Raw genomic sequence first — 22,455 nt, forward strand, 5'->3', positions numbered from 1 at the left:
GTGAACCTGGACGCGAAGATCGCGGAGCTTGTCGACGGTTACGGGTTTCGATCGACCGCGCGGTCGATCTCGGACGGTGGTGGCCGGAGCCGTCAGGCGGTGCTGCGCAAGTCGAGCATCGAGCTGCGCCTGGTCGAGGGGTTGGACCCGGAGCATCCGGCCCGGGCGTACGTGGAGCGGCACGGCGACGGCGTGGCCGACATTGCGCTCAGCGTGCCGGATGTCGCGCGTGCGTTCGCCGGCGCGGTGCGGCGCGGCGCGTCGCCGGTGGCGCCGCCAGCGGTGCGGGACGGCGTGCAGACCGCCTCGGTCGGCGGTTTCGGCGACGTGACGCACACGTTCGTTCCGCTGGACGCTGTCCGGACCGCCGATCCGGACGAGGACGGGCCGCGGCTCGGCCGAATCGATCATTTCGCCGTATGCGTCGAGGCTGGTCAGCTCGATCTGACCGTGGATTTCTACGTGCGGGTTCTTGATTTTCGCTCGATCTTCTCGGAGCGGATCGTGGTCGGTGGCCAGGCAATGCTCTCGACGGTCGTGCAGAGCGCGGCCGGCACGGTGACGTTCACGATCATCGCTCCGGACCCGTCCCGTGATCCGGGCCAGATCGACGATTTCCTCAAGAACCACGACGGTGCCGGCGTGCAGCACATCGCCTTCACCGCAGGCGACATTGTCATCACGGTGCGCGAGGCGCAGCGAAGGGGTGTCGAGTTTCTCGGCACCCCCGCCGCCTACTACCGGCTGCTGACCGACCACATCACCCTGGCGCGGCATTCCACCGACGAGCTGCGTGACACGAATGTGCTGGCCGACGAGGACGAGCACGGTCAGCTCTTTCAGATCTTCACGCGTTCGGTCCACCCGCGCGGCACATTCTTCTTCGAGCTCATCGAGCGGTTCGGCGCCCGGACGTTCGGCAGCGGCAACATCACCGCGCTGTACGAGGCGGTCGAGGCACAGCGGTCGCCGTGACACCGACGCTGGCCACGCTTGTCGAGGCGCAGGCGGCGGCGAGCCCGGACGCGTGCGCCGTGGTGGCGGGCGGCGAGCGCCTGTCCTACCGGCAGCTCAACGCCCACGCGAACCGGCTGGCCCGGCTGCTCATCGGCCTCGGCGTGGGGCCGGAGGACCGGGTGGCGCTGCTGCTGGAGCGCTCGGCCGACCTGGTCGTGTCGGTGCTCGGGGTGCTCAAGTCCGGCGCGGCGTACGTGCCGGTCGAGCCGGACCACCCGCCGGCGCGGATCCGGTCACTGCTCGCCGGGGCCGACGTGGCGGTGGTGGTCACCGAGCGGGCGTTGGCGGCGACGGTGCCGGACGGGTACCGCGTCGTCGTGTGCGACGACCCGCAGACGCGTCGGCGGCTGGATGCCGGACCCGGCCACGACGTGACGGACGCCGAGCGGAGCTCGCCGCTGCGCCCGGAGCACCCGGCGTACGTCATCCACACGTCCGGCTCGACCGGCGCGCCGAAGGGCGTCGTGCTGCCGCACCGGGGCGTGCTCAACCGGCTGACCTGGATGATCGAGCGGTACGGGTTCTCCGCGGCGGACCGGTTCCTGCAGAAGACGCCGTACGGGTTCGACGTGTCGGTGTGGGAGCTGCTCGCGCCGCTCGCGTGCGGGGCGCGGCTGGTGGTCGCGCATCCCGGCGGCCACCGGGACCCCGGCTACCTGACCGAGCTGATCGAGACCGAGCGCGTCACCGTGGTGCACTTCGTGCCGTCGATGCTGCATGCGTTCGTGCGCCACGGATCGGACGGGCGGCCCGGCCCGCACCGGCTGGGTGACCTGCGCGCGGTGTTCGCCAGCGGCGAGGCGTTGACCGCCGACCTGCGGGATCGGTTCTTCGCCACGTACGAGGCCGGCCTGCACAACCTGTACGGGCCGACCGAGGCGTCGATCGACGTGACAGCCTGGCGGTGCGACGCGGCCGAGGGTGCGGCCGACCCGCCGATCGGTGAGCCGATCACCGGCATCCGGGCGTACGTGCTGGGCGACCGGCTGCGCCCGGTCCCGGACGGCGTCGCGGGCGAGCTGTACCTGGCCGGCGTCGGGTTGGCGCGCGGCTACCTCGGGCGGCCGGGGCTCAGCGCCGGCCGGTTCGTCGCCTGCCCGTGGGGCAGCGGCGAGCGGATGTACCGCACTGGCGACCGGGCGCGGCGGCGGGCCGGCGGCCCCCTGGAATACCTGGGACGCACCGACGACCAGGTGAAGATCCGCGGCTTCCGGGTCGAGCCGGGCGAGATCGAGGCGGCTCTGGCGGCGTGCGACGGCGTCGGCCGGGCCGCGGTCCTGCTGCGCGAGGACCGGCCGGGCGAGCGCCGGCTCGTCGGGTACGTGACCGCCGACGGCGCGACCGCGCCCGACCCGGCGGCGCTGACCGAGCGGCTGCGCCTGGTCCTGCCCGAACCCCTGGTTCCGGCCGCGGTCCTGGTGCTGGCCGCGTTCCCGGTCACCGGCAACGGCAAGCTGGATAGCGGCGCGCTGCCCGCACCGGACTTCGCCGCCCGGGTCGGCGCGGCGGCCCCGACCGGCACCCGGGAGCAAATCCTGGGCCGGGTCGCCGCCGAGGTGCTGCGCCTGGACCGGGTCGGCACGCACGACGACCTGCTGTCGCTGGGTGCCGACAGCATCGGCCTGCTGGAGATCCTGGCCCGGGCGCGCCGGGCGGGCCTGGTCGTCCCGGTCGGCGCGGCGCTCGCGACGCCGACCGTCGCCGGGCTGGCGGCCGCCGCGGCACCGGCGGACGGGGCCGACCACGACGCGGCCGACGACGTGCCGACCGGGCCGTTCCCGCCGACCCCGACGATGCGGTGGCTGCTCGACGACATCGGCGGGCCGGTCGAGCGATTCCACCAATCGCTGCTCGTGTGGGTGCCGGCCGAGGCATGCGAGGTGGACCTGGCCGCGGCCGTACGCGCGCTGCTGGACCGGCACGACGCGCTGCGGCTGAGGCTCACCCGCGTCGGCGGGGACTGGCGGGCGACGGTCGGCGCGCCCGGCACCGGGGAGGCGCCGGACCTGCTGACCCGGGTCGATCTGGCCGGGCTCGACGAGCCGCAGCGCGCGGAGCAGATCGCGCGGGCCACCAGGGCGGCCGTGGCCCGGCTCGATCCGGCCACCGGCGCGATGCTGCGCGCGGTGTGGTTCGACGCCGGACCGCGCGAGCCGGGCCGGCTCGCGCTCGTCGCCCACCACCTGGTCGTGGACGGTGTGTCGTGGCGGATCCTGCGCGACGACCTGCCCGAGGCGTGGCGGGCGGCCCGGGCCGGCCGGCCGTGGCGGCGCCCGGCGGGCGGCACGTCGTTCCGGCGCTTTGCCGGTCTGCTCGCCGGGCGGGCGGCGCGGCGCGCAGCGGAGCTGCCGGCGTGGACGGGGATGCTGCGCGCACCGGATCCGCCGCTGACCCGCCGCCCCCTGGACCCGGCCACCGACACCAGCGCGACGTTGCGGCAGTTGACCCGCACGCTGCCCGCGGCGCCGACCGGCGCGGTGCTCGGCGAGGTGCCGGCGCTGTTTCACGCCGGCGTGGACGACGTGCTTCTCACCGCGTTCGCGCTGGCCGTGGCGCGGTGGCGGGCCCGGCGCGGCGCGGCCGGTACGTCGGTGCTGCTGGACCTGGAGGGCCACGGCCGCGACGCCAGCTCCGTCGACCCCGGTGTGGACGTCGCCGGCACCGTCGGCTGGTTCACCAGCATCCATCCGGTGCGGCTCGATCCCGGGCCGGTCGGCTGGGACGAGGTGACCGGCGGTGGGCCGGCGCTGGGCGACGCGGTCAAGCGCATCAAGGAGCAGCGGGCAGCCGTGCCCGACCACGGGTTCGGCTTCGGTCAACTGCGGTACCTGCACGAGGAGTCCGCGGCGGTGCTGTCCGCCTGCCCGCGACCGCAGCTCGGCTTCAACTACCTCGGCCGCTTCGGCGCGGCCGGCGACGGCGCGTGGCAGCCGGCCACCGACGGCATCGCCCTGGACGGCTACGGCGACCCGCCCCGCCCACTGCCGCACGCGGTCGAGCTGAACGCGATCACACACGACCGGCCGGCCGGTCCGGAGCTGTCGGCGCACTGGTCGTGGCCGGCCGGGCTGGTCGACCGCGGCGAAGTGGCGGAGCTGGCCGGGCTGTGGTTCGAGGCGCTCACCGGCCTGGTCGCGTACGGGCGGCGGCCGGACGCAGGCGGGCTCACCCCGTCGGACCTCCTGGTCTCCCTCGACCAGAGCGAGATCGACCGGATCGAGACGGAGTTGAGGAGCGCGCCATGACGACGTCCCGGGCAGCCGACATCCTGCCGCTCGCGCCGCTCCAGCGGGGCCTGCTGTTCCACGCGGTGTACGACCTGCAGTCCGCCGCCACCACCGGGCTGTACGTGGTGCAACAGGACCTGGAGCTGACCGGCCCGCTGCGGCCGGACCGGCTGCGCGGCGCGGTCGAGGCGCTGCTGCGCCGGCACCGGCACCTCACCGCCGCGTTCTACCCCGATCTGACCGACCAGCCGGTGCAGGTCGTTCCCGAGGCGGTGCGGCTCCCGTGGCGGGAGGTCGACCTGTCCGAGCGGCCCGACCGCGAGGCCGCGCTCGCCGAGCTGGTCGAGGCGGACCAGCGCACGCCATTCGACCCGCATACCGCGCCGCTGGTCCGGTTCACCCTGGTGCGGCTGGCCGCGGACCGGTACCGGTTCCTGTTCACCCACCATCACATCCTGCTCGACGGCCGGTCGGTGGCGCTGTTCCTGACCGAGCTGCTCGCGCTGTACGACGGCGCGGACCCGCTGCCGGCCGTCCCGTCGTACCGGGACTTCCTGGCCTGGCAGCTGCGGCAGGACCGGGTCGCGGCGCAGGCGGCGTGGCGAGAGCGGCTGGCCGGCCTCGACCAGCCGACCCGGCTGGTCGCCGCGGACCTGCGGGACGTCGCGGCGCGGCCGGAGTCGGTCACGCGGAGCCTGCCGGCGTCGCTCGGCCCGGCGCTGCGGGACCGCGCGCGGGAGCTCGGCGTCACGGTCAACACTGTCGTGCAGGCCGCCTGGGCGGTGCTGCTGGCCCGGCTGAGCGGGCACGACGACGTGGTCTTCGGCCTGACCGCCGACCTGCGCCCGCCGGAGCTTGTCGGCAGCGACCGGATGGTCGGCCTGATCATCAACACCGTGCCGGTCCGGGTCCGGATGCACGCCGCCGAGTCGCTCGGCGCGCTGATGGCGCGCGTGCGGCGGGAGCAGGCGAGCGTCGCCGGGCACCGCCACCTGGATCTGGTCGACCTCCAGCGTGCCGCCGGCCTCGGCGAGCTGTTCGACACGCTGGTCGTGTTCGACAACGCGCCGGCGCTGCCGGCCTCGGCGGGTGGGCTGCGCGTCCGGGACCTCAGCCGCGGCGACTGGGCGCACTACCCGCTGACGCTGATGGTCGGCGACGGGACCGACCTGCGGCTCAGCTACCGCGCGGAGCTGTTCACCGCCGCGGAGGCGAAGCGGCTGACGGAACGGCTCGTCCGGGTGCTGAGGGCGGTCGCGGACGATCCGGATCGCCCGGTGGGCCGGGTGCGGCTGCTCGACGACGAGGAGTACCGCCGGGCGGTGGCCGGCCCGCGCCGCGTCGACCCGGAGGCCGCCGGAGAGAGCCTGGCCACGCTGTTCGAGCGGAGCGCGCGCCGGACGCCGGACGCGTGCGCCGTGACGTTCCGGGACCATCGGCTGACGTACGCGGAGCTGGACGCGCGGGCCGACCGGCTGGCCGCGGCCCTCGCCGCGCACGGCTGCGGCCGGGACGACCGGGTCGGGCTGGTGCTGCCGCGGTCGGCCGAGACGGTCGTCGGCATGCTGGGCGTGCTCAAGGCCGGCGCGGCATACGTGCCGGTCGACCCGGAACATCCCGCCGAGCGGATCCGCTTCCTGCTGTCCGACACCGGATCGCGGGCGGTGGTCACCACCGCCGCGTACGCCGGGCGGGTCGCCGCGGCGTACGACGGTCCGGTCGTCGTGCTCGATCGCGACGCGGCCGCGGCCCCGGTCCCGCGTCCGGCGCAGCCGTCGCCGGCCGACGCGGCGTACGTGATCCACACGTCCGGCTCGACGGGTACGCCGAAGGGTGTCGTGGTCACGCACGGGAACGTGGTGCGGCTGCTGGATGTCACGGCGGACCGGTTCGGGTTCGGTGCCGGTGACGTGTGGACGCTGTTCCACTCGTACGCGTTCGACTTCTCGGTGTGGGAGGTGTTCGGGGCGCTGGCCTCCGGCGGGCGGCTGGTGGTCGTCGACGCGCCGGTGACCCGGTCTCCGGCGGAGCTGCTGGGCCTGCTGGCCGCGGAGTCGGTGACGGTGTGGAACGTGACGCCGTCGGTGTTCGCCCGGGTGGTGGACGCTGCCCGCGAGGCGCCCGGACTGCCGCCGGCGCTGCGGTGGGTGATCTTCGGCGGGGAGGCGCTCGACCCGGCGAGGGTCGCCGAGTGGCGGGCGCTGGCCGGCGACGGCGGTCCCGAGCTGGTCAACATGTACGGCATCACCGAGACCACCGTGCACACCACGGTGGCCGACGGCGCGGACGGTCCGATCGGCCGGCCGCTGGCCGACCTCGCCGCGTTCGTGCTCGACGAGCACCTGCGGCCGACCCCGGACGGGGTGGCCGGCGAGCTGTACGTCGCCGGACCCGGCGTGACCCGCGGCTATCTGGGTCGGCCGGCGCTGACCGCCGCCCGGTTCGTGGCCTGCCCGTGGCTTCCCGGCGCCCGGATGTACCGCACCGGCGACGTGGTGCGTCGCGCCGCCGACGGCGAGCTGACGTACCTGGGTCGGTCCGACGACCAGGTCAAGGTGCGCGGGTTCCGGATCGAGCCGGGCGAGGTGGTGGCGGCGCTGGCTGGTGACCGTTCGGTGGGCCGCGCGGTGGCGGTCGTGCGCCGGGACCGCGCCGACGACGCACGGTTGGTGGGCTACGTGACCCCGGCGGACGCCGACGCGCCGCCGGACCCCGCCCGGCTGCGCGCGGAGCTGGCCCGCCTGCTGCCGGCGCATCTGGTGCCGGCGGCGGTGGTGGTGCTCGACGTGATGCCGCTGACCGACAACGGGAAGGTGGACCGGCGCGCGCTGCCGGCTCCCGAGTTCGGCGCCGCCGACGAGGCGCCGCGCGGTCCGCGGGAGGAGATCCTCGCCGGGGTGTTCGCCGAGGTGCTCGGTGTGCCGGCGGTTGGTGCCCGGGACTCGTTCTTCGATCTGGGTGGGCATTCGTTGCTGGCGACCCGGTTGGTGAGTCGGGTCCGGTCGGTGCTGGGTGTCGAGGTGCCGGTGCGGCTGGTGTTCGAGGCGCCGACGGTGGCCGGGCTGGCGCGCGCGGTGGACGAGCACGCGGGTACGGTCCGGCCGGCGCTGCGTCGGATGCCGCGTCCGGAGCTGGTGCCGGTGTCGTTCGCGCAGCAGCGGCTGTGGTTCCTGGACCGGCTGGAGGGGCCGAACGCGACGTACAACGTGCCGGTGGTGCTGCGGTTGTCCGGCCGCCCGGACGTACCGGCGCTGACCGCGGCGTTGGCCGACGTACTGAGCCGGCACGAGGCGCTGCGCACCGTGTTCACCGAGGTCGACGGGCAGCCCACGGAGCGGATCCTGGACCCGGACGACGTGCCGGCGCCGCTGCGGGTGGCGGAGCTGCCGGCCGGTGCGGTGGCGGCGGCGGTGGCCGACGCGGCGGCGTACCAGTTCGACCTGACCCGAGAGATCCCGGTGCGCGCCTGGCTGTACCACGCGGACGACGGCTCGTCGGCGCTGGTGCTGCTGGTCCACCACATCGCCAGCGACGGCTGGTCGATGGAGCCGCTGCTGCGCGACCTGTCGGAGGCGTACGCGGCGCGGTCCGCGGGCCGGGCGCCGGGGTGGCGACCGCTGCCGGTGCAGTACGCGGACTACGCGCTGTGGCAGCGCGCCGCGCTCGGCGACCCGGACGATCCGGGCAGCGCGATCGCCCGCCAGGTCGGCTACTGGCGGGAGCGGCTGGCGGGACTGCCAGCGGAGCTGGCGCTGCCGTTCGACCGGCCGCGACCGGCGATCGCGTCGTACCGGGGCGCGACGGTGGGCTTCGACGTGGACGCCGAACTGCACGCCGGGCTGTCGGCGCTGGCCCGCCAGACCGGTACGACGGTGTTCATGGTGGTGCAGGCCGGTCTGGCGGCGCTGTTGACGCGGTTGGGTGCGGGGTCGGATGTGCCGATCGGGTCGCCGATCGCGGGTCGCACGGACGAGGCGTTGGACGAGTTGGTCGGGTTCTTCGTCAACACGTTGGTGTTGCGCACCGACACCGGCGGGGATCCGTCGTTCCGGGAGCTGTTGGGTCGGGTGCGGGAGACCGACCTGGCGGCGTATGCGAACCAGGACGTGCCGTTCGAGCGGTTGGTGGATGTGCTCAACCCGCGGCGCTCGCTCGGCCGGCACCCGCTGTTCCAGGTGGCGCTCGCGGTGCAGAACACCACGCCCGGCCGGGCGGAGCTGGCCGGGCTGACCACCACCCGCGAGCCGTACGCGGGCAGCACCGCCAAGTTCGACCTGCTGTTCACGCTGGAACCGCGGGACGAACCCGGCGACGGGTTGCGCGGCTGGATCGAGTACGCCACCGACCTGTTCGACGGCGACACCGTGGAGCGGCTGGCGGCCCGGTGGCTGCGGCTGCTGCGGGCCTGCGCCGCCGACCCGGACGCACGGATCGGCCGGCTGGACGTGCTCGACGAGCGCGAGCGCGACCTGCTGGCCGCGCAGCGGCGCCGGCCGGCGGTCGCGCCGGTGGCCGCCGACGCCACGCTGGTCGCGGCGTTCGAGCGGCGGGTCCGGGAGGCGCCGGATTCGTGCGCGGTGGTCTGCGGCGACGAGCGCGTCTCGTACCGGGCGCTGAACCAGCGGGCGAACCGGCTGGCGCGGCGGCTGATCGCGCGCGGCGTCGGCCCGGACGACCGGGTGGCGCTGCTGCTCGACCGCACGAGCGAGCTGGTCGTGACGGTGCTCGCGGTGCTGAAGGCGGGCGCGGCGTACGTGCCGGTCGACCCGGACTACCCGGCGGAGCGGATCGGGTTCGTCCTGGCCGACACGGCGCCGCGGGTGGTGGTCACGACCGCGGCGGTGCACTCGCGGGTGTCGGCGCTCGCCGAGGCCCCGACGCTCCTGCTGGACGACGCCGACCCCACCGGTCCGCCGGGACACGACGTCACCGACGGGGAGCGCGGCGGGCCGGTGACGGCGTCGCACGCCGCGTACATCATCTTCACGTCCGGGTCGACGGGTACGCCCAAGGGTGTCGTGGTCACGCACGGGAACGTGGTGCGGCTGCTGGATGTCACGGCGGGCCGGTTCGGGTTCGGTGCCGGTGACGTGTGGACGCTGTTCCACTCGTACGCGTTCGACTTCTCGGTGTGGGAGCTGTTCGGCGCGCTGACGTACGGCGGACGGCTGGTCGTCGTGCCGCAGACGGTGACCCGCTCGCCCGCCGACCTGCTGCGGTTGCTGGCCGCGGAGTCGGTGACGGTGTGGAACGTGACGCCGTCGGTGTTCGCCCGCGCGGTCGAGGAGGCCGGCCGCGGGTCGGGCCGGCCGGGTGGCGAGGCGCTGCGCTGGATCGTGTTCGGCGGCGAGGCGCTGGCCGAGCGTCCGGTCCGGACCTGGTGGGAGCTGGCCGGGCCGGGCGGTCCGCGCCTGGTCAACATGTACGGCATCACCGAGACCACGGTGCACGTCACGCACGCGGAGCTGACCGCGGACTCGTGGACGCGGCCCGGATCGCCGATCGGGGAGCCGCTGCCGGATCTGGCGGCGTTCGTGCTGGACGATGCGTTGCGGCCGGTGCCGGTCGGCGTCGCTGGGGAGCTGTACGTCGCGGGCGGCGGCGTGACCCGTGGGTACTGGCGGCGGCCGGCGCTGACCGCGTCCCGGTTCGTGGCGTGCCCGTGGGCCGCGGGCGGGCGAATGTACCGGACCGGTGACGTGGTGCGCCGGCGTGCCGACGGGTCGCTGGAGTACGTGGGCCGGGCCGACGACCAGGTGAAGGTGCGCGGCTTCCGGATCGAGCTGGGCGAGGTCGAGGCGGCGCTGGAACGGCACCCCGAGGTGTCGGCCGCGGTGGTGACCGGCTGGCAGCGCTCCGACGACGACCACCAGCTCGTGGCCTACGTGACGCGGCGGGCGTCGCCGACCGCCGACGCCGCCGCGGACGCGGACGAGCTCGTCGGAGACTGGCGCGGTGTGTACGACTCGATGTATGCCGGCGCTCGTTCGGTTGACTGGCGGGAGGATTTCACCGGGTGGGTGTCGAGTTATTCGGGTGAGCCGATTCCGGTCGGGGAGATGCGGCAGTGGCGGGATGCGGTGGTCGATCGGGCGGCGGAGTTGGCGCCGCGTCGGATTGTGGAGTTGGGTGTCGGGTCGGGGTTGTTGTTGGCGCGGTTGGCGCCGGAGGTTGAGGAGTATGTCGGGACTGACTTGTCGGCCGAGGCGGTGGCCCGGCTGGAGCGGCGGCTGTCCGATGTGTCGTGGGGTGATCGGGTTCGGTTGCGGGCGCAGCCTGCGGATGACTTGAGCGGGTTGGGGGCTGGGTCTTTTGATCTGGTGGTCCTGAATTCGGTGGTGCAGTACTTCCCGGATGCGGGTTATTTGGATCGGGTGTTGCGTGGGGCGGTGGGTGTGCTGGCGCCGGGTGGTGCGGTGCTGGTGGGGGATGTGCGGCACGCGGGGACGCTGCGCTCGTTCCGCGCGGCGATCCACCGGTCGCGGCATCCGCGCGCCGCCGAGGCGGAGGTGCGTGCCGCTGTCAATCGGTCGGTGCTGCTGGAGAAGGAGCTGGTGCTGCGGCCGGAGTGGTTCGTCCGGTGGGCGGCGGGGGTGCCAGGGGTCGCGGCGGTGGATGTGCGGCTCAAGCGTGGTGTCGCGCACAACGAGTTGACGCGGCACCGCTACGAGGTGGTGCTGCGCACCGCGTCGATGTCCGACGGCGAGCCCGGGGAGTCGGAGCTGTCGCGTGCGGTGGAGGTGCCGGAGCGGCCGTGGACGCCCGACGCGTGGGCGCGGCTGGGTGGGTTGGCGGGTCCGGTGCGGTTGACCGGTATTCCGAACGCGCGGCTGGCCACCGAGGCCGGCGGTCGCGAGGCGGGTGCGGCGGACCCGAGTGCGGTGGATCCGGAGGCGGTGCATGCCGAGGCGGCGCGTCGCGGGTGGACGGCGGTGACGACGTGGTCGGCGGTGGGTGTCGACCGGTTCGACGCGATCCTCGCGCCGGCCGGCCACCCGCCGATCACCGCCACGGTGGCCCACGACGGTGGGCCGCTCTGCAACGACCCGCGCTCCGGTCGGGTCGCCGGTGAACTGCCCGCCCGACTCCGCAGGTTCCTGGCCGAGCGGCTGCCCGCGCACCTGGTACCGGCCACGGTCACGGTGCTCGACGCGGTGCCGCTGACGCCGAACGGGAAGGTCGACCGCGCGGCGCTGCCGGCACCCGACTTCGACGCGCCGGTCCGCGGCGGCGCACCGCGCACCGCGCGGGAGCGGGAACTCGCCGGCATCGTCGCCGACGTGCTCGCCGTACCGGGCGTCGGCGTCCACGACAGCTTCTTCGACCTCGGCGGGCACTCCCTGCTCGCCACCCGGCTGGTCAGCCGGATCCGCGCCGCGCTGCACGTCGAGCTCCCCGTCCGTACCGTCTTCGAATCGCCGACCGTCGCCGGGCTCGCCGCCGCGGTGGACCGCGCCGCGGACACCGCGCGGCCGGCACTGCGGCCGGTTCCGCGGCCGGACGTGGTGCCGGTGTCGTTCGCGCAGCGCCGGCTGTGGTTCCTGCACCGGTTGGAAGGCCCGAGCGCGACGTACAACATGCCCACGGTGTTGCGGCTGACCGGCGAGCTGGACGTCGCGGCGCTGACCGCGGCGTTCGCCGATGTGTTGGCCCGACACGAGTCGCTGCGCACCGTGTTCACCGAGGTCGACGGCGAGCCGGTGCAGCGGATCCTGGACGCCGCCGATGTCGCGGTGCCGGTCGAGGTGGGTCGGGCCGGGGACATCGCGACGGCGGTGGACGCCGCGGCGGCGCACCGGTTCGACCTCTCGGCGGAGGTCCCGGTCCGGGTGTCGTTGGTGGACGCCGGGGACGGGTCGTGGACGCTCGTGCTGCTGGTGCACCACATCGCCTGCGACGGCTGGTCGATGGGTCCGCTGTTGCGGGACCTGTCGGTGGCGTACGCGGCGCGGCGGGGCGGCGAGGCACCGGCGTTCGAGCCGCTTGCGGTGCAGTACGCGGACTACGCGCTGTGGCAGCGGGAGCTGTTGGGCGACGTCGAGGACCCGGCCAGCGTCTCGGCCGGCCAGGCGGCCTACTGGCGGGAGCGACTGGTGGGGTTGCCGGAGCAGGTGGCGTTGCCGTTCGACCGGCCGCGGCCGGCGATCGCCACGCACCGCGGCGCCATGTGCGAGTTCGGGTTCGACGCCGAACTGCACGAAGGGATGGTCCGGCTGGCCCGGGACACCGGGACGACGGTGTTCATGGTGGCGCGGGCCGCGTTGGCGGCGGTGCTGACGCGGCTCGGCGCCGGCACCGACCTCGCGATCGGCTCGCCGGTGGCGGGCCGTACCGACGAGGCGTTGGACGATCTGGTCGGGTTCTTCGTGAACACGCTGGTGTTGCGCACCGACACCGGCGGGGACCCGTCCTTCCGGGAGCTGCTGGACCGGGTGCGCGAAAGCGACCTGGCGGCGTACGAGCATCAGGACCTGCCGTTCGAGCGGCTGGTGGACGTGCTGAACCCGCATCGGTCGCTGGCGCACCACCCGCTGTTCCAGGTGATGGTGGCGCTGCAGAACACCGACGACGCCGACCTGGCACTGCCGGGCGTGCGCGTCGAGGCGGTGCCGGTGCGCACCGGTACCGCCCGGCTCGACCTCAGCGTCAACCTGGTGGAGCGGCGTGCGCCGGACGGCGGCCCGGCCGGCGTCGCCGGCTGGGCGGAGTACGCCACGGACGTGTTCGACGCCGCGACCGTTGAGACGCTGGCCGAACGCTGGGCGCGGGTGCTGCGGCAGGCGGTGGCCGACCCGGACTGCCGCCTCGGCGCGCTGCGGGTGCTCGACGATGCGGAGCTGCGGCACCTGCTCGCCGCCGGCACCGGCGCCCCGGCGCCGGAGCGCGCACCGGGAGTGATCGAGGCGTTCGCCCGGTGGGTGCGCGAGGCGCCGTCCGCGGACGCGGTGGTGTTCGGGGACGAGCGGGTGTCGTTCGCGGAGTTGGCGGCGCGGGTGGATCGGGTGGCGCGGCGGCTGGTGGCGCGGGGGGTTGGTCCGGGTGGCCGGGTCGGTGTGTTGCTGGACCGGTCGGTGGATCTGGTGGTGGCGATGCTGGCGGTGTGGCGGGTCGGCGCGGCGTATGTGCCGGTGGATGCGCGGTCGCCGGTGGCCCGGACGCGGTGGGTGTTGTCGGATGCGGGGGTGTCGGTGCTGCTGGTGGACGCGGCGCACCGCGGGCACCCGACGGCGGCGGGGTGCGATGTCGTCGAGGTGGCCGCCGGGCACCCGGAGGTCGACGCGGTGCTGCCGGGCCGGACGGTGGACCCGGGTGCGGCGGCGTACGTGATGTACACGTCGGGGTCGACCGGGATGCCGAAGGGTGTGGTGGCCACGGTCGGCGACGTGGTGTCGTTGGCGACCGACTCGGGCTGGGGCACCGGCCCCGGTGACCGGGTGCTGTTCCAGGCGCCGTACGCGTTCGACGCGTCCTGTTACGAGGTGTGGGTGACGCTGCTGCGCGGCGGCTGCGTCGTGGTGGCCGACCGGGCCGAGCCGGACGCGCGTTGGCTGCGCGACCGGCTCGACCGGCACGGCGTCACGCACGCCCACCTGACCGCCGGCCTACTGCGGGCGGTCGCCGAGCAGGACCCGGCCTGCTTCGCGCCGCTGACCGAGCTGCTGACCGGCGGCGACGTGGTGTCGGCCGCCGCGGTACGGCGGGTCCGCGCGGCGTGTCCGGACCTGCGGGTGCGCCACCTGTACGGGCCGACCGAGGTCACGCTGTGCGCCACCCGGCACGTCCTCGAACCGGGCACGCCCGACCCCGACCGGCTGCCGCTCGGTGGCCCGCTGGACGACACCCGCCTGTACCTGCTCGACGACGCGCTGCGGCCGGTCCCGGTCGGCGTGCCCGGCGAGCTGTACGTGGCCGGCGCCGGCCTGGCCCGCGGCTACCTCGGCGCCCCGGCGTCGACCGCGGCCCGGTTCGTGGCCTGCCCGTGGGGCGACGGCGAGCGGATGTACCGCACCGGAGACGTGCTGCGTCGCCGGTCCGACGGTGTCCTGGAGTTCGTCGGCCGGGGCGACGAGCAGGTGAAGATCCGCGGGTTCCGGGTGGAGCTGGCCGAGGTCGAGGCGGCGCTCGCCGGCACGGCGTCCGTCGGGCAGGCCGTGGTCGTCGCGCGCGACGAGCGGCCCGGCGACCGCCGGCTGATCGGGTACGTCACCCCGGCCGCCGGCCACCGCCCCGACCCGGTCGCGCTGCGCGATGAGCTGGCCCGGCTGCTGCCGGACTACATGGTGCCGGCCGCGGTGCTGGTGCTCGACGCGCTGCCGGTCACCGCGAACGGCAAGGTGGACCGCCGGGCGCTGCCGGCGCCCGACTTCGCCGGCTCGACCGACCAGCCGCCGCGCACCCGGACCGAGGCGATCCTCGCCGGCGTGTTCGCCGACGTGCTGGGCGTCTCGGCGGTCGGCGTCCGGGACTCGTTCTTCGAGCTGGGTGGGCATTCGCTGCTGGCCACCCGGCTGGTCAGCCGGATCCGGTCGGTGCTGGGCGCCGACGTGCCGGTGCGGGCCGTGTTCGAGGCGCCGACGGTGGCCGCGCTGGCGCGGCTCGTCGACGAGCGGGCCGGCACGGCGCGCCCGGCGCTGCGTCGCCGGCCGAGACCGGAGCTGGTGCCGGTCTCGTTCGCCCAGCGGCGACTGTGGTTCCTGTTCCGGCTGGAGGGGCCGAGCGCGACCTACAACGTGCCGACCGTGCTGCGGCTGTCCGCGCCGCCGGACGCCGCCGCGCTGACCGCGGCGGTCGGCGATCTGCTGGACCGGCACGAGATCCTGCGGACGGTCGTCACCGAGCAGGACGGCCACCCGGTGCAGACCGTCCTCGAGCCGGACGCCGTGCCGAGCCCGGTGAAGGTCACCGGGACCGTCGACGTGCCGGCGGTGTGCCGGTACCGGTTCGACCTGTCGGCCGAGGCGCCGGTCCGGGTCTGGGCCGGTCGCTCGGGCGACGGCGACTGGGTTCTCGTGCTGCTGGTACACCACATCGCGTGCGACGGCTGGTCGGCCGGGCGGCTGTTGCGGGATCTGTCGGCGGCGTATGCGGCGCGGTTGGCGGGTGTGGCGCCGGGGTGGGAGCCGTTGCCGGTGCAGTATGCGGATTACGCGTTGTGGCAGCGGGAGTTGTTGGGTGCGGCGGAGGATCCGGGCAGTGTGTTGTCGCGGCAGGTGGCGTACTGGCGGGACAGGTTGGCGGGCTTGCCGGACGGGCTGGTGCTGCCGTTCGACCGGCCCCGGCCGGCAGAGGCGTCGTACCGCGGCGCCGAGCACGCGTTCACGCTCGACGCGGACCTGCACGCCGCCGTGGACCGGCTGGCCCGCGACACCGGGACCACGGTGTTCATGGTCGTGCACGCGGCGCTGGCGGCGACGCTGACGCGGCTGGGTGCCGGCACCGACATCCCGGTCGGTACGCCGGTGGCGGGGCGCACCGACGAGGCGCTGGACGAGCTGGTCGGGTTCTTCGTCAACACGCTGGTGCTGCGCACCGACACGTCCGGCGACCCGTCGTTCCGGGCCTTGCTGGCGCGGGTGCGGGAGACGGACCTCGCGGCGTACGAGCACCAGGACGTGCCGTTCGAGCGGCTGGTCGACGCGCTCAATCCGCACCGGACGCTGGCGCACCATCCGCTGTTCCAGGTGCTGCTCGCGGTGCAGGGCACCCGGCCCGACGCCGCCACGTTCCCGGCCGCGGACCCGGCACCGGCGGCGGTGTCGACCGAGACCGCCACGTTCGACCTGTCGTTCAGCCTCCAGCCGCGCGCCGACGGCACCGCCGGCATGGCCGGCCACGTGCAGTACGCCACCGACCTGTTCGACGCCGACACGGTCGCCGCGGTCACCGACCGCTGGCTGCGGCTGCTGCGGCAGGCGGTGGCCGACCCGGACGCGCCGATCAGCCGCGCGGACCGGCCGACCGACGCGGAGCGGCGCCGGCTGGCCGGCCAGCGGTCCCGGCTGGCCGCCCGGGGCGCCGACGGCGGCACGCTCGTCGCCGCGTTCGAGCAGCGGGTGCGCCGCGACCCGGACGCGGACGCGCTGGTGTGCGGCGACCGGCGCCTCACCTACGCGGAGCTGAACGAGTGGGCCAACCGACTGGGTCGGCTGGTCGCCGCGCGCGGCGCCGGCCCGGAGGACCGGATCGCCGTGCTGGTGCCCCGCTCGGTCGAGCTGGTGGTGGCGATCCTCGGCGTGCTCAAGACAGGCGCGGCGTACGTGCCGCTCGACCCGGACCACCCGGCCGACCGGATCCGGTTCGTGCTCGACGACACCCGGCCGGCGGCGGTCGTCACCGTCGCCGAACTGGCCGACCACCTTCCGGCGGCGCCGGACCGGATCGTGCTGGACGCGGCCGACACCGCGGCGGAACTGGCCGCCCACGGCGGACACGACCCGATCGCCGCGGACCGGACCGCAGCGGTGCTGCCGGAGCACCCGGCGTACGTGATCCACACGTCCGGTTCGACCGGCGTGCCGAAGGGCGTCGCCGTGCCGAACGGCAGCGTCGTGCGGCTGCTGCGGCCCCGGCCGGCCGGCGCCGACCGGAACGTCTGGACGCTCGTGCACTCGTGCGCGTTCGACGCGTCGGTGTGGGAGCTGTTCGGCGCGCTGCTGTCCGGCGACACGCTGGTGGTCGTGCCCCGGTCGGTGACCCGCGCGCCGGCCGACCTGCTGCGGCTGGCCGCCGAACGGGCGGTCACGGTGCTGACCCTGTCGTGGTCGGAGCTGGCGCAGGTGATGGAGACCAGCGCGCAACGCCCGGAGCTGCTGGCCGGGCTGCGACTGCGATGGGTGGTGGTCGGCGGCGAGAGCGTGGACGTGGCGCGTGTCGACGCGTGGCGCCGGCTGTTCGCCGACGGCGGACCGGGGGTGGTCAACCAGTACGGGCTGACCGAGACGACGGTCGTGGTCAGCGCCGCGACGCTCGCGCCGGCGACACCGGCCCGGCTGGGCAGCCCGATCGGTACGCCGGTCGCCGGCGCGGCCGCGTTCGTGCTGGACGACCGGCTGCGTCCGGTGCCGACCGGTGTCGCCGGCGAGCTGTACGTCGCCGGGCCGAGCCTGGCCCGCGGGTACCACGCCCGACCGGGCCTGACCGCCGCCCGGTTCGTCGCGTGCCCGTGGGGCCGCGGCCAGCGGATGTACCGGACCGGCGACGTCGTGCGCTGGCGCGCCGACGGCTCGCTGGAGTACCTGGGGCGCTCCGACGACCAGGTGAAGATCCGCGGCTTCCGGGTGGAGCTCGGCGAGATCGAGGCGGCGCTGCGGGCCGAGCCGGAGGTGACCGCGGCGGTGGCGACCGTCTGGCGGCGCGACGCCGGCGACCGGCGGCTCGTCGCGTACGTGACGCCGCGCGACGCCGGCCCGGACACCGACGCGCTCGCCGCGCGGCTGCGGCGGCGCCTCGCCGGCCGGCTACCGGAGCACCTGGTACCGGCCGCGGTCACCGTGCTCGACGCGCTGCCGCTGACCAGCAACGGCAAGGTCGACCGGCGCGCGCTGCCGGCTCCCCGGCTCGTCGCCTCGGCCGGCGGCGCGGCGCCGCGCGGCGCGCTGGCAGAGATCCTCTGCGGCGTGGTCGCCGACGTGCTGGGTGTGCCGGCGGTACGCCCGCGGGACGGCTTCTTCGAGCTCGGCGGGCACTCGCTGCTGGCGACCCGGCTGGTCAGCCGGATCCGTGCGGTGCTGGGTGTCGAGGTCCCGGTGCGTGCGGTGTTCGAGGCGCCGACCGTGGCGGGCCTGGTCGAGGTCGTCGAGCGCACGGCCGGAGTGTCGCGGCCGGCGCCGCGGCGGGCGGAGCGGCCGGCGGTGCTGCCGGTCTCGCACGCCCAGCAGCGGCTGTGGTTCCTGGACAAGCTGAACGGGCCGAACCCGACGTACAACTCGCCGATGGTGCTGCGGCTGACCGGCGAGCCGGACGTCGCCGCGCTGACCGCCGCGCTCACCGACGTGGTCGGCCGGCACGAGGCGCTGCGCACCGTGTTCACCGAAGTGGAGGGGCTGCCGACGCAGCGGATCCTGGACCCGGCGGACGCGCCGGTGCCGATGCGGGTCGGCCGGATCGAACCCGGAGACGTCGACGCGGCGGTGCGTGACGCGGCCGGGCACTGTTTCGACCTGGCGACCGAGATCCCGGTGCGGGTGCACCTGTGGCGCGTCGACGACCGGTCCTGGGTGCTGCTGGTGCTGCTGCACCACATCGCCGCGGACGGCTGGTCGGCCGGCCCATTCTGGCGTGACCTGTCGACGGCGTACCAGGCGCGGTGCGCCGGCCGCGCCCCGGCGTGGGACGCGCTTGCCGTGCAGTACGCGGACTACGCGCTGTGGCAGCGCGCGGTGCTGGGCGCGCCGGACGACACCGACAGCGCGGTGTCGCGGCAGGTGGCGTACTGGCGCGGACAGCTGGCCGGCGTGCCGGAGGAGCTGGCGCTGCCCTACGACCGGCGCCGGCCGGCGGAGGCGTCGCACCGGGGCGCGGTACTGGGCTTCGACCTCGACGACGCGCTGCACCGGGCGGTCGACCGGCTCGCGCGGGAGACCGGCACGACGGTGTTCATGGTGCTGCACGCGGCGCTGGCGGCGCTGTTCACCCGGCTGGGCGCCGGCACGGACGTGCCGATCGGGTCGCCGATCGCGGGCCGTACCGACGAGGCGTTGGACGAGCTGGTCGGGTTCTTCGTCAACACGCTGGTGTTGCGCACCGACACGTCCGGGGACCCGACGTTCCGGGAGCTGCTGGGCCGGGTTCGGGAGACCGACCTGGCCGCCTACGCACATCAGGACGTACCGTTCGAGCACCTGGTCGACGTGCTCAACCCGCGCCGGTCGCTGGGCCGGCACCCGCTGTTCCAGGTGGCTCTGGCGGTGCAGAACAACGCACCCGGCCGGGCCGACCTGCCCGGGCTCGACGTGGCGGACGAGCCGACCGCGGGCCGCACCGCGCGGTTCGACCTGCTGCTGCACCTCGAACCGCGGACCGGCGACGCGGCCGGCATCCAGGGACTCGCCGAGTACGCCACGGACCTGTTCGACGCGGGCACCGTCGAGACGCTGATCGCCCGCTGGACGCGGACGCTGGCGGCGGTGACCGCCGACCCGGACGCGCGCATCGGCGCGGTCGACCTGCTCGACGCCGACGAACACCGCCGGCTGACCGCCGGGCCGGTTGCGGTCTCCGCGGCGGATTCCACGGAGACGCTGGTGACGCGCGTCGAACGGCGGGTCCGGGACGACCCCGGTGCGTGCGCCGTCGAGTCCGACGACGAGCGTGTCACCTACGGCGAGCTGAACTCGCGGGCGAACCGGCTGGCGCGGTTGCTGGTCGACGACGGCGTCCGGCCCGAGGACCGGGTGGCGCTGCTGCTGCCGCGCTCGGTGGACGCCGTGGTGGCGGTGCTGGGCACGCTGAAGGCCGGTGCGGCGTACGTGCCGGTCGACCCGGACTACCCGGCCGAACGGGTCGGCTTCGTACTCGCCGACGCGGCACCGCGGGCGGTGGTCACCACCGCGGGGCTGGCCGACCGGGTGCCGGCCGGCGTCGCCCGCGTCCTGGTCGACGATCCGCGGACCGCGGCGCGGCTGGCCGGGTACCCGGCCGGTGACCTCGGGGTGGCGGCCCGGGCCGGCGCGGCGGCGTACGTGATCTACACGTCCGGGTCGACGGGCACGCCGAAGGGGGTCATCGTCGCGCACCGCAACGTGGTGCGGCTGCTGGACACCACCGCCGACCGGTTCGGGTTCGGTGCCGGTGACGGGTGGACGCTGTTCCACTCGTACGCGTTCGACTTCTCGGTGTGGGAGCTGTTCGGCGCGCTGGCGTACGGCGGTCGGCTGGTGCTGGTGCCGCGGGCGGCGACCCGCTCGCCGGCGGAGCTGGTGGCCCTGCTGGCCGCGCGTTCGGTGACCGTGCTGAACCTGACGCCGTCGGTGTTCGCCGAGCTGGTGGACTCCGCGCGGCACGCGCCCGGCCTGCTGTCCGGCCTGCGGCTGCGCTGGATCGTGTTCGGCGGGGAGGCGCTCGACCCGGCGACGGTCGACGCCTGGTGGGAGTTGGCCGGGTCGGATGGTCCGCGCCTGGTCAACATGTACGGAATCACCGAGACCACGGTGCACGTCACGCACGCCGAGCTGGTCCCGGGTGCCGAACCCGGCGCCGGCAGCCCGATCGGGGAGCCGCTGCCGGATCTGGCGGCGTTCGTGCTGGACGATGCGTTGCGGCCGGTGCCGGTCGGCGTCGCCGGCGAGCTGTACGTCGCGGGCGGCGGCGTGACCCGCGGCTACCTGGGCCGGCCCGCGCTGACCGCGTCCCGGTTCGTGGCGTGCCCGTGGTCGGCCGGCGCGCGAATGTACCGGACCGGTGACGTGGTGCGCCGGCGCCCGGATGGCGGCCTGGAGTACGTGGGCCGGGCCGACGACCAAGTGAAGGTGCGCGGCTTCCGGATCGAGCCGGGTGAGATCGAGGCGGCGCTGCGCACACACCCGCAGGTCGGCCGGGCCGCGGTGACGCTCTGGTCGCACGACGCGGGGGACCGGCGGCTCGTCGCGTACGTGACGCCGCGGCTGGCCGACGCCCCCACCGACCGCGACACCGGCGCCGTGCGGGAGTGGCGTGGTGTGTACGACTCGATGTATGCCGGCGCTCGTTCGGTTGACTGGCGGGAGGATTTCACCGGGTGGGTGTCGAGTTATTCGGGTGAGCCGATTCCGGTCGGGGAGATGCGGCAGTGGCGGGATGCGGTGGTCGATCGGGTGGCGGAGTTGGCGCCGCGTCGGATCGTGGAGTTGGGTGTCGGGTCGGGGTTGTTGTTGGCGCGGTTGGCGCCGGGGGTTGAGGAGTATGTCGGGACTGACTTGTCGGCCGAGGCGGTGGCCCGGCTGGAGCGGCGGCTGTCCGATGTGTCGTGGGGTGATCGGGTTCGGTTGCGGGTGCAGCCTGCGGATGACTTGAGCGGGTTGGGGGCCGGGTCGTTCGATCTGGTGGTCCTGAATTCGGTGGTGCAGTACTTCCCGGATGCGGGTTATTTGGATCGGGTGTTGCGTGGGGCGGTGGGTGTGCTGGCGCCGGGTGGTGCGGTGCTGGTGGGCGATGTGCGGCACGCGGGGACGCTGCGCGCGCTGCGCGCCGCGGTCCACCGGCACCGGCAGCCGCACGCCACGGACGCCGAACTGGACGCGGCCGTCGACCGCGCCGTGCTGCTGGAGAAGGAGCTGGTGCTGCGGCCGGAGTGGTTCGTCCGGTGGGCGGCGGGGGTGCCAGGGATCGCGGCGGTGGATGTGCGGCTCAAGCGTGGTGTCGCGCACAACGAGTTGACGCGGCACCGCTACGAGGTGGTGCTGCGCACCGGCGGCGGGTCACGGGAACCGGATGGTGTCGAGGTACCGGAGCGGCCGTGGACACCTGACGTGTGGGCGCGGCTGGGTGGGTTGGCGGGTCCGGTGCGGTTGACCGGTATTCCGAACGCCCGGCTGGCCACCGAGACCGGCCGTCAGGACGCCGGCGCGGTGGATCCGGAGGCGGTGCATGCCGAGGCGGCGCGTCGCGGGTGGACGGCGGTGACGACGTGGTCGGCGGTGGGTGTCGACCGGTTCGACGCGATCCTCGCGCCGGCCGGCCACCCGCCGATCACCGCCACCGTCGGCACCGAGGCAACCGGTCCGCTGGCCAATGAGCCGGCCCTCGCCGGCGTCGTGTCGGAGCTGCCGGCCCGGGTACGGCGGCACGTCGCGGAGCGGCTGCCCGAACACATGCTGCCGGCGGCGGTGATGGTCGTCGACGCGCTGCCGCTGACCGCGAACGGCAAGGTGGACCGGCGGGCGCTGCCGGCGCCGGACTTCGCCGCCGGCGCCGGGGAAGCCGCCCCGCGCACGCCGAACGAACGGGTGCTGGCCGGCGTGTTCGCCGACATCCTGACCGTCCCGGTCGTCGGCGTCCACGACAGCTTCTTCGACCTCGGCGGGCACTCCCTGCTCGCCACCCGCCTGGTCAGCCGCATCCGCGCCGTGCTCGGGGTGGAGCTCGCGGTCCGCGCGGTGTTCGAGACGCCGACCGTCGCCGGCCTCGCCGCAGCCGCCGAGCGTGCGCCGAAAAACACCCGCCCGGCGCTGCGCTCGATGCGGAACCGGGGGCGCGAATCGTGAGCGCCGCACACCGCCGGCACGAACCGACCACC

At 75.1% G+C, this 22,455-nt stretch carries 3 protein-coding genes; all 3 read left to right on the forward strand.

Annotation, left to right across the window (positions count from 1 at the left end; all coding sequences use genetic code 11):
• Genes hppD through Athai_RS06870 form a run of 3 tightly spaced genes read left to right on the forward strand, consistent with a single transcriptional unit; the run spans position 1 to position 22,423 of the window.
• Positions 1–975, forward strand: coding sequence for a 4-hydroxyphenylpyruvate dioxygenase (hppD, locus tag Athai_RS06860; protein ID WP_203960705.1), 975 nt, complete (start codon positions 1–3; stop codon positions 973–975).
• Positions 972–4,262 carry a non-ribosomal peptide synthetase gene (locus Athai_RS06865; RefSeq protein WP_203960706.1) on the forward strand — a complete coding sequence of 1,097 codons (3,291 nt, stop codon included), beginning with the start codon at positions 972–974 and terminating at the stop codon, positions 4,260–4,262. The genes hppD and Athai_RS06865 overlap by 4 nt, the downstream gene beginning before the upstream one ends.
• Complete coding sequence (locus Athai_RS06870; RefSeq protein ID WP_203960707.1) at positions 4,259–22,423, forward strand: non-ribosomal peptide synthetase; 18,165 nt, start codon at positions 4,259–4,261, stop codon at positions 22,421–22,423. The genes Athai_RS06865 and Athai_RS06870 overlap by 4 nt, the downstream gene beginning before the upstream one ends.
• Positions 22,424–22,455 lie beyond the last annotated feature (32 nt).

It is taken from the genome of Actinocatenispora thailandica (assembly GCF_016865425.1).
GTDB classification, from domain to species: domain Bacteria; phylum Actinomycetota; class Actinomycetes; order Mycobacteriales; family Micromonosporaceae; genus Actinocatenispora; species Actinocatenispora thailandica.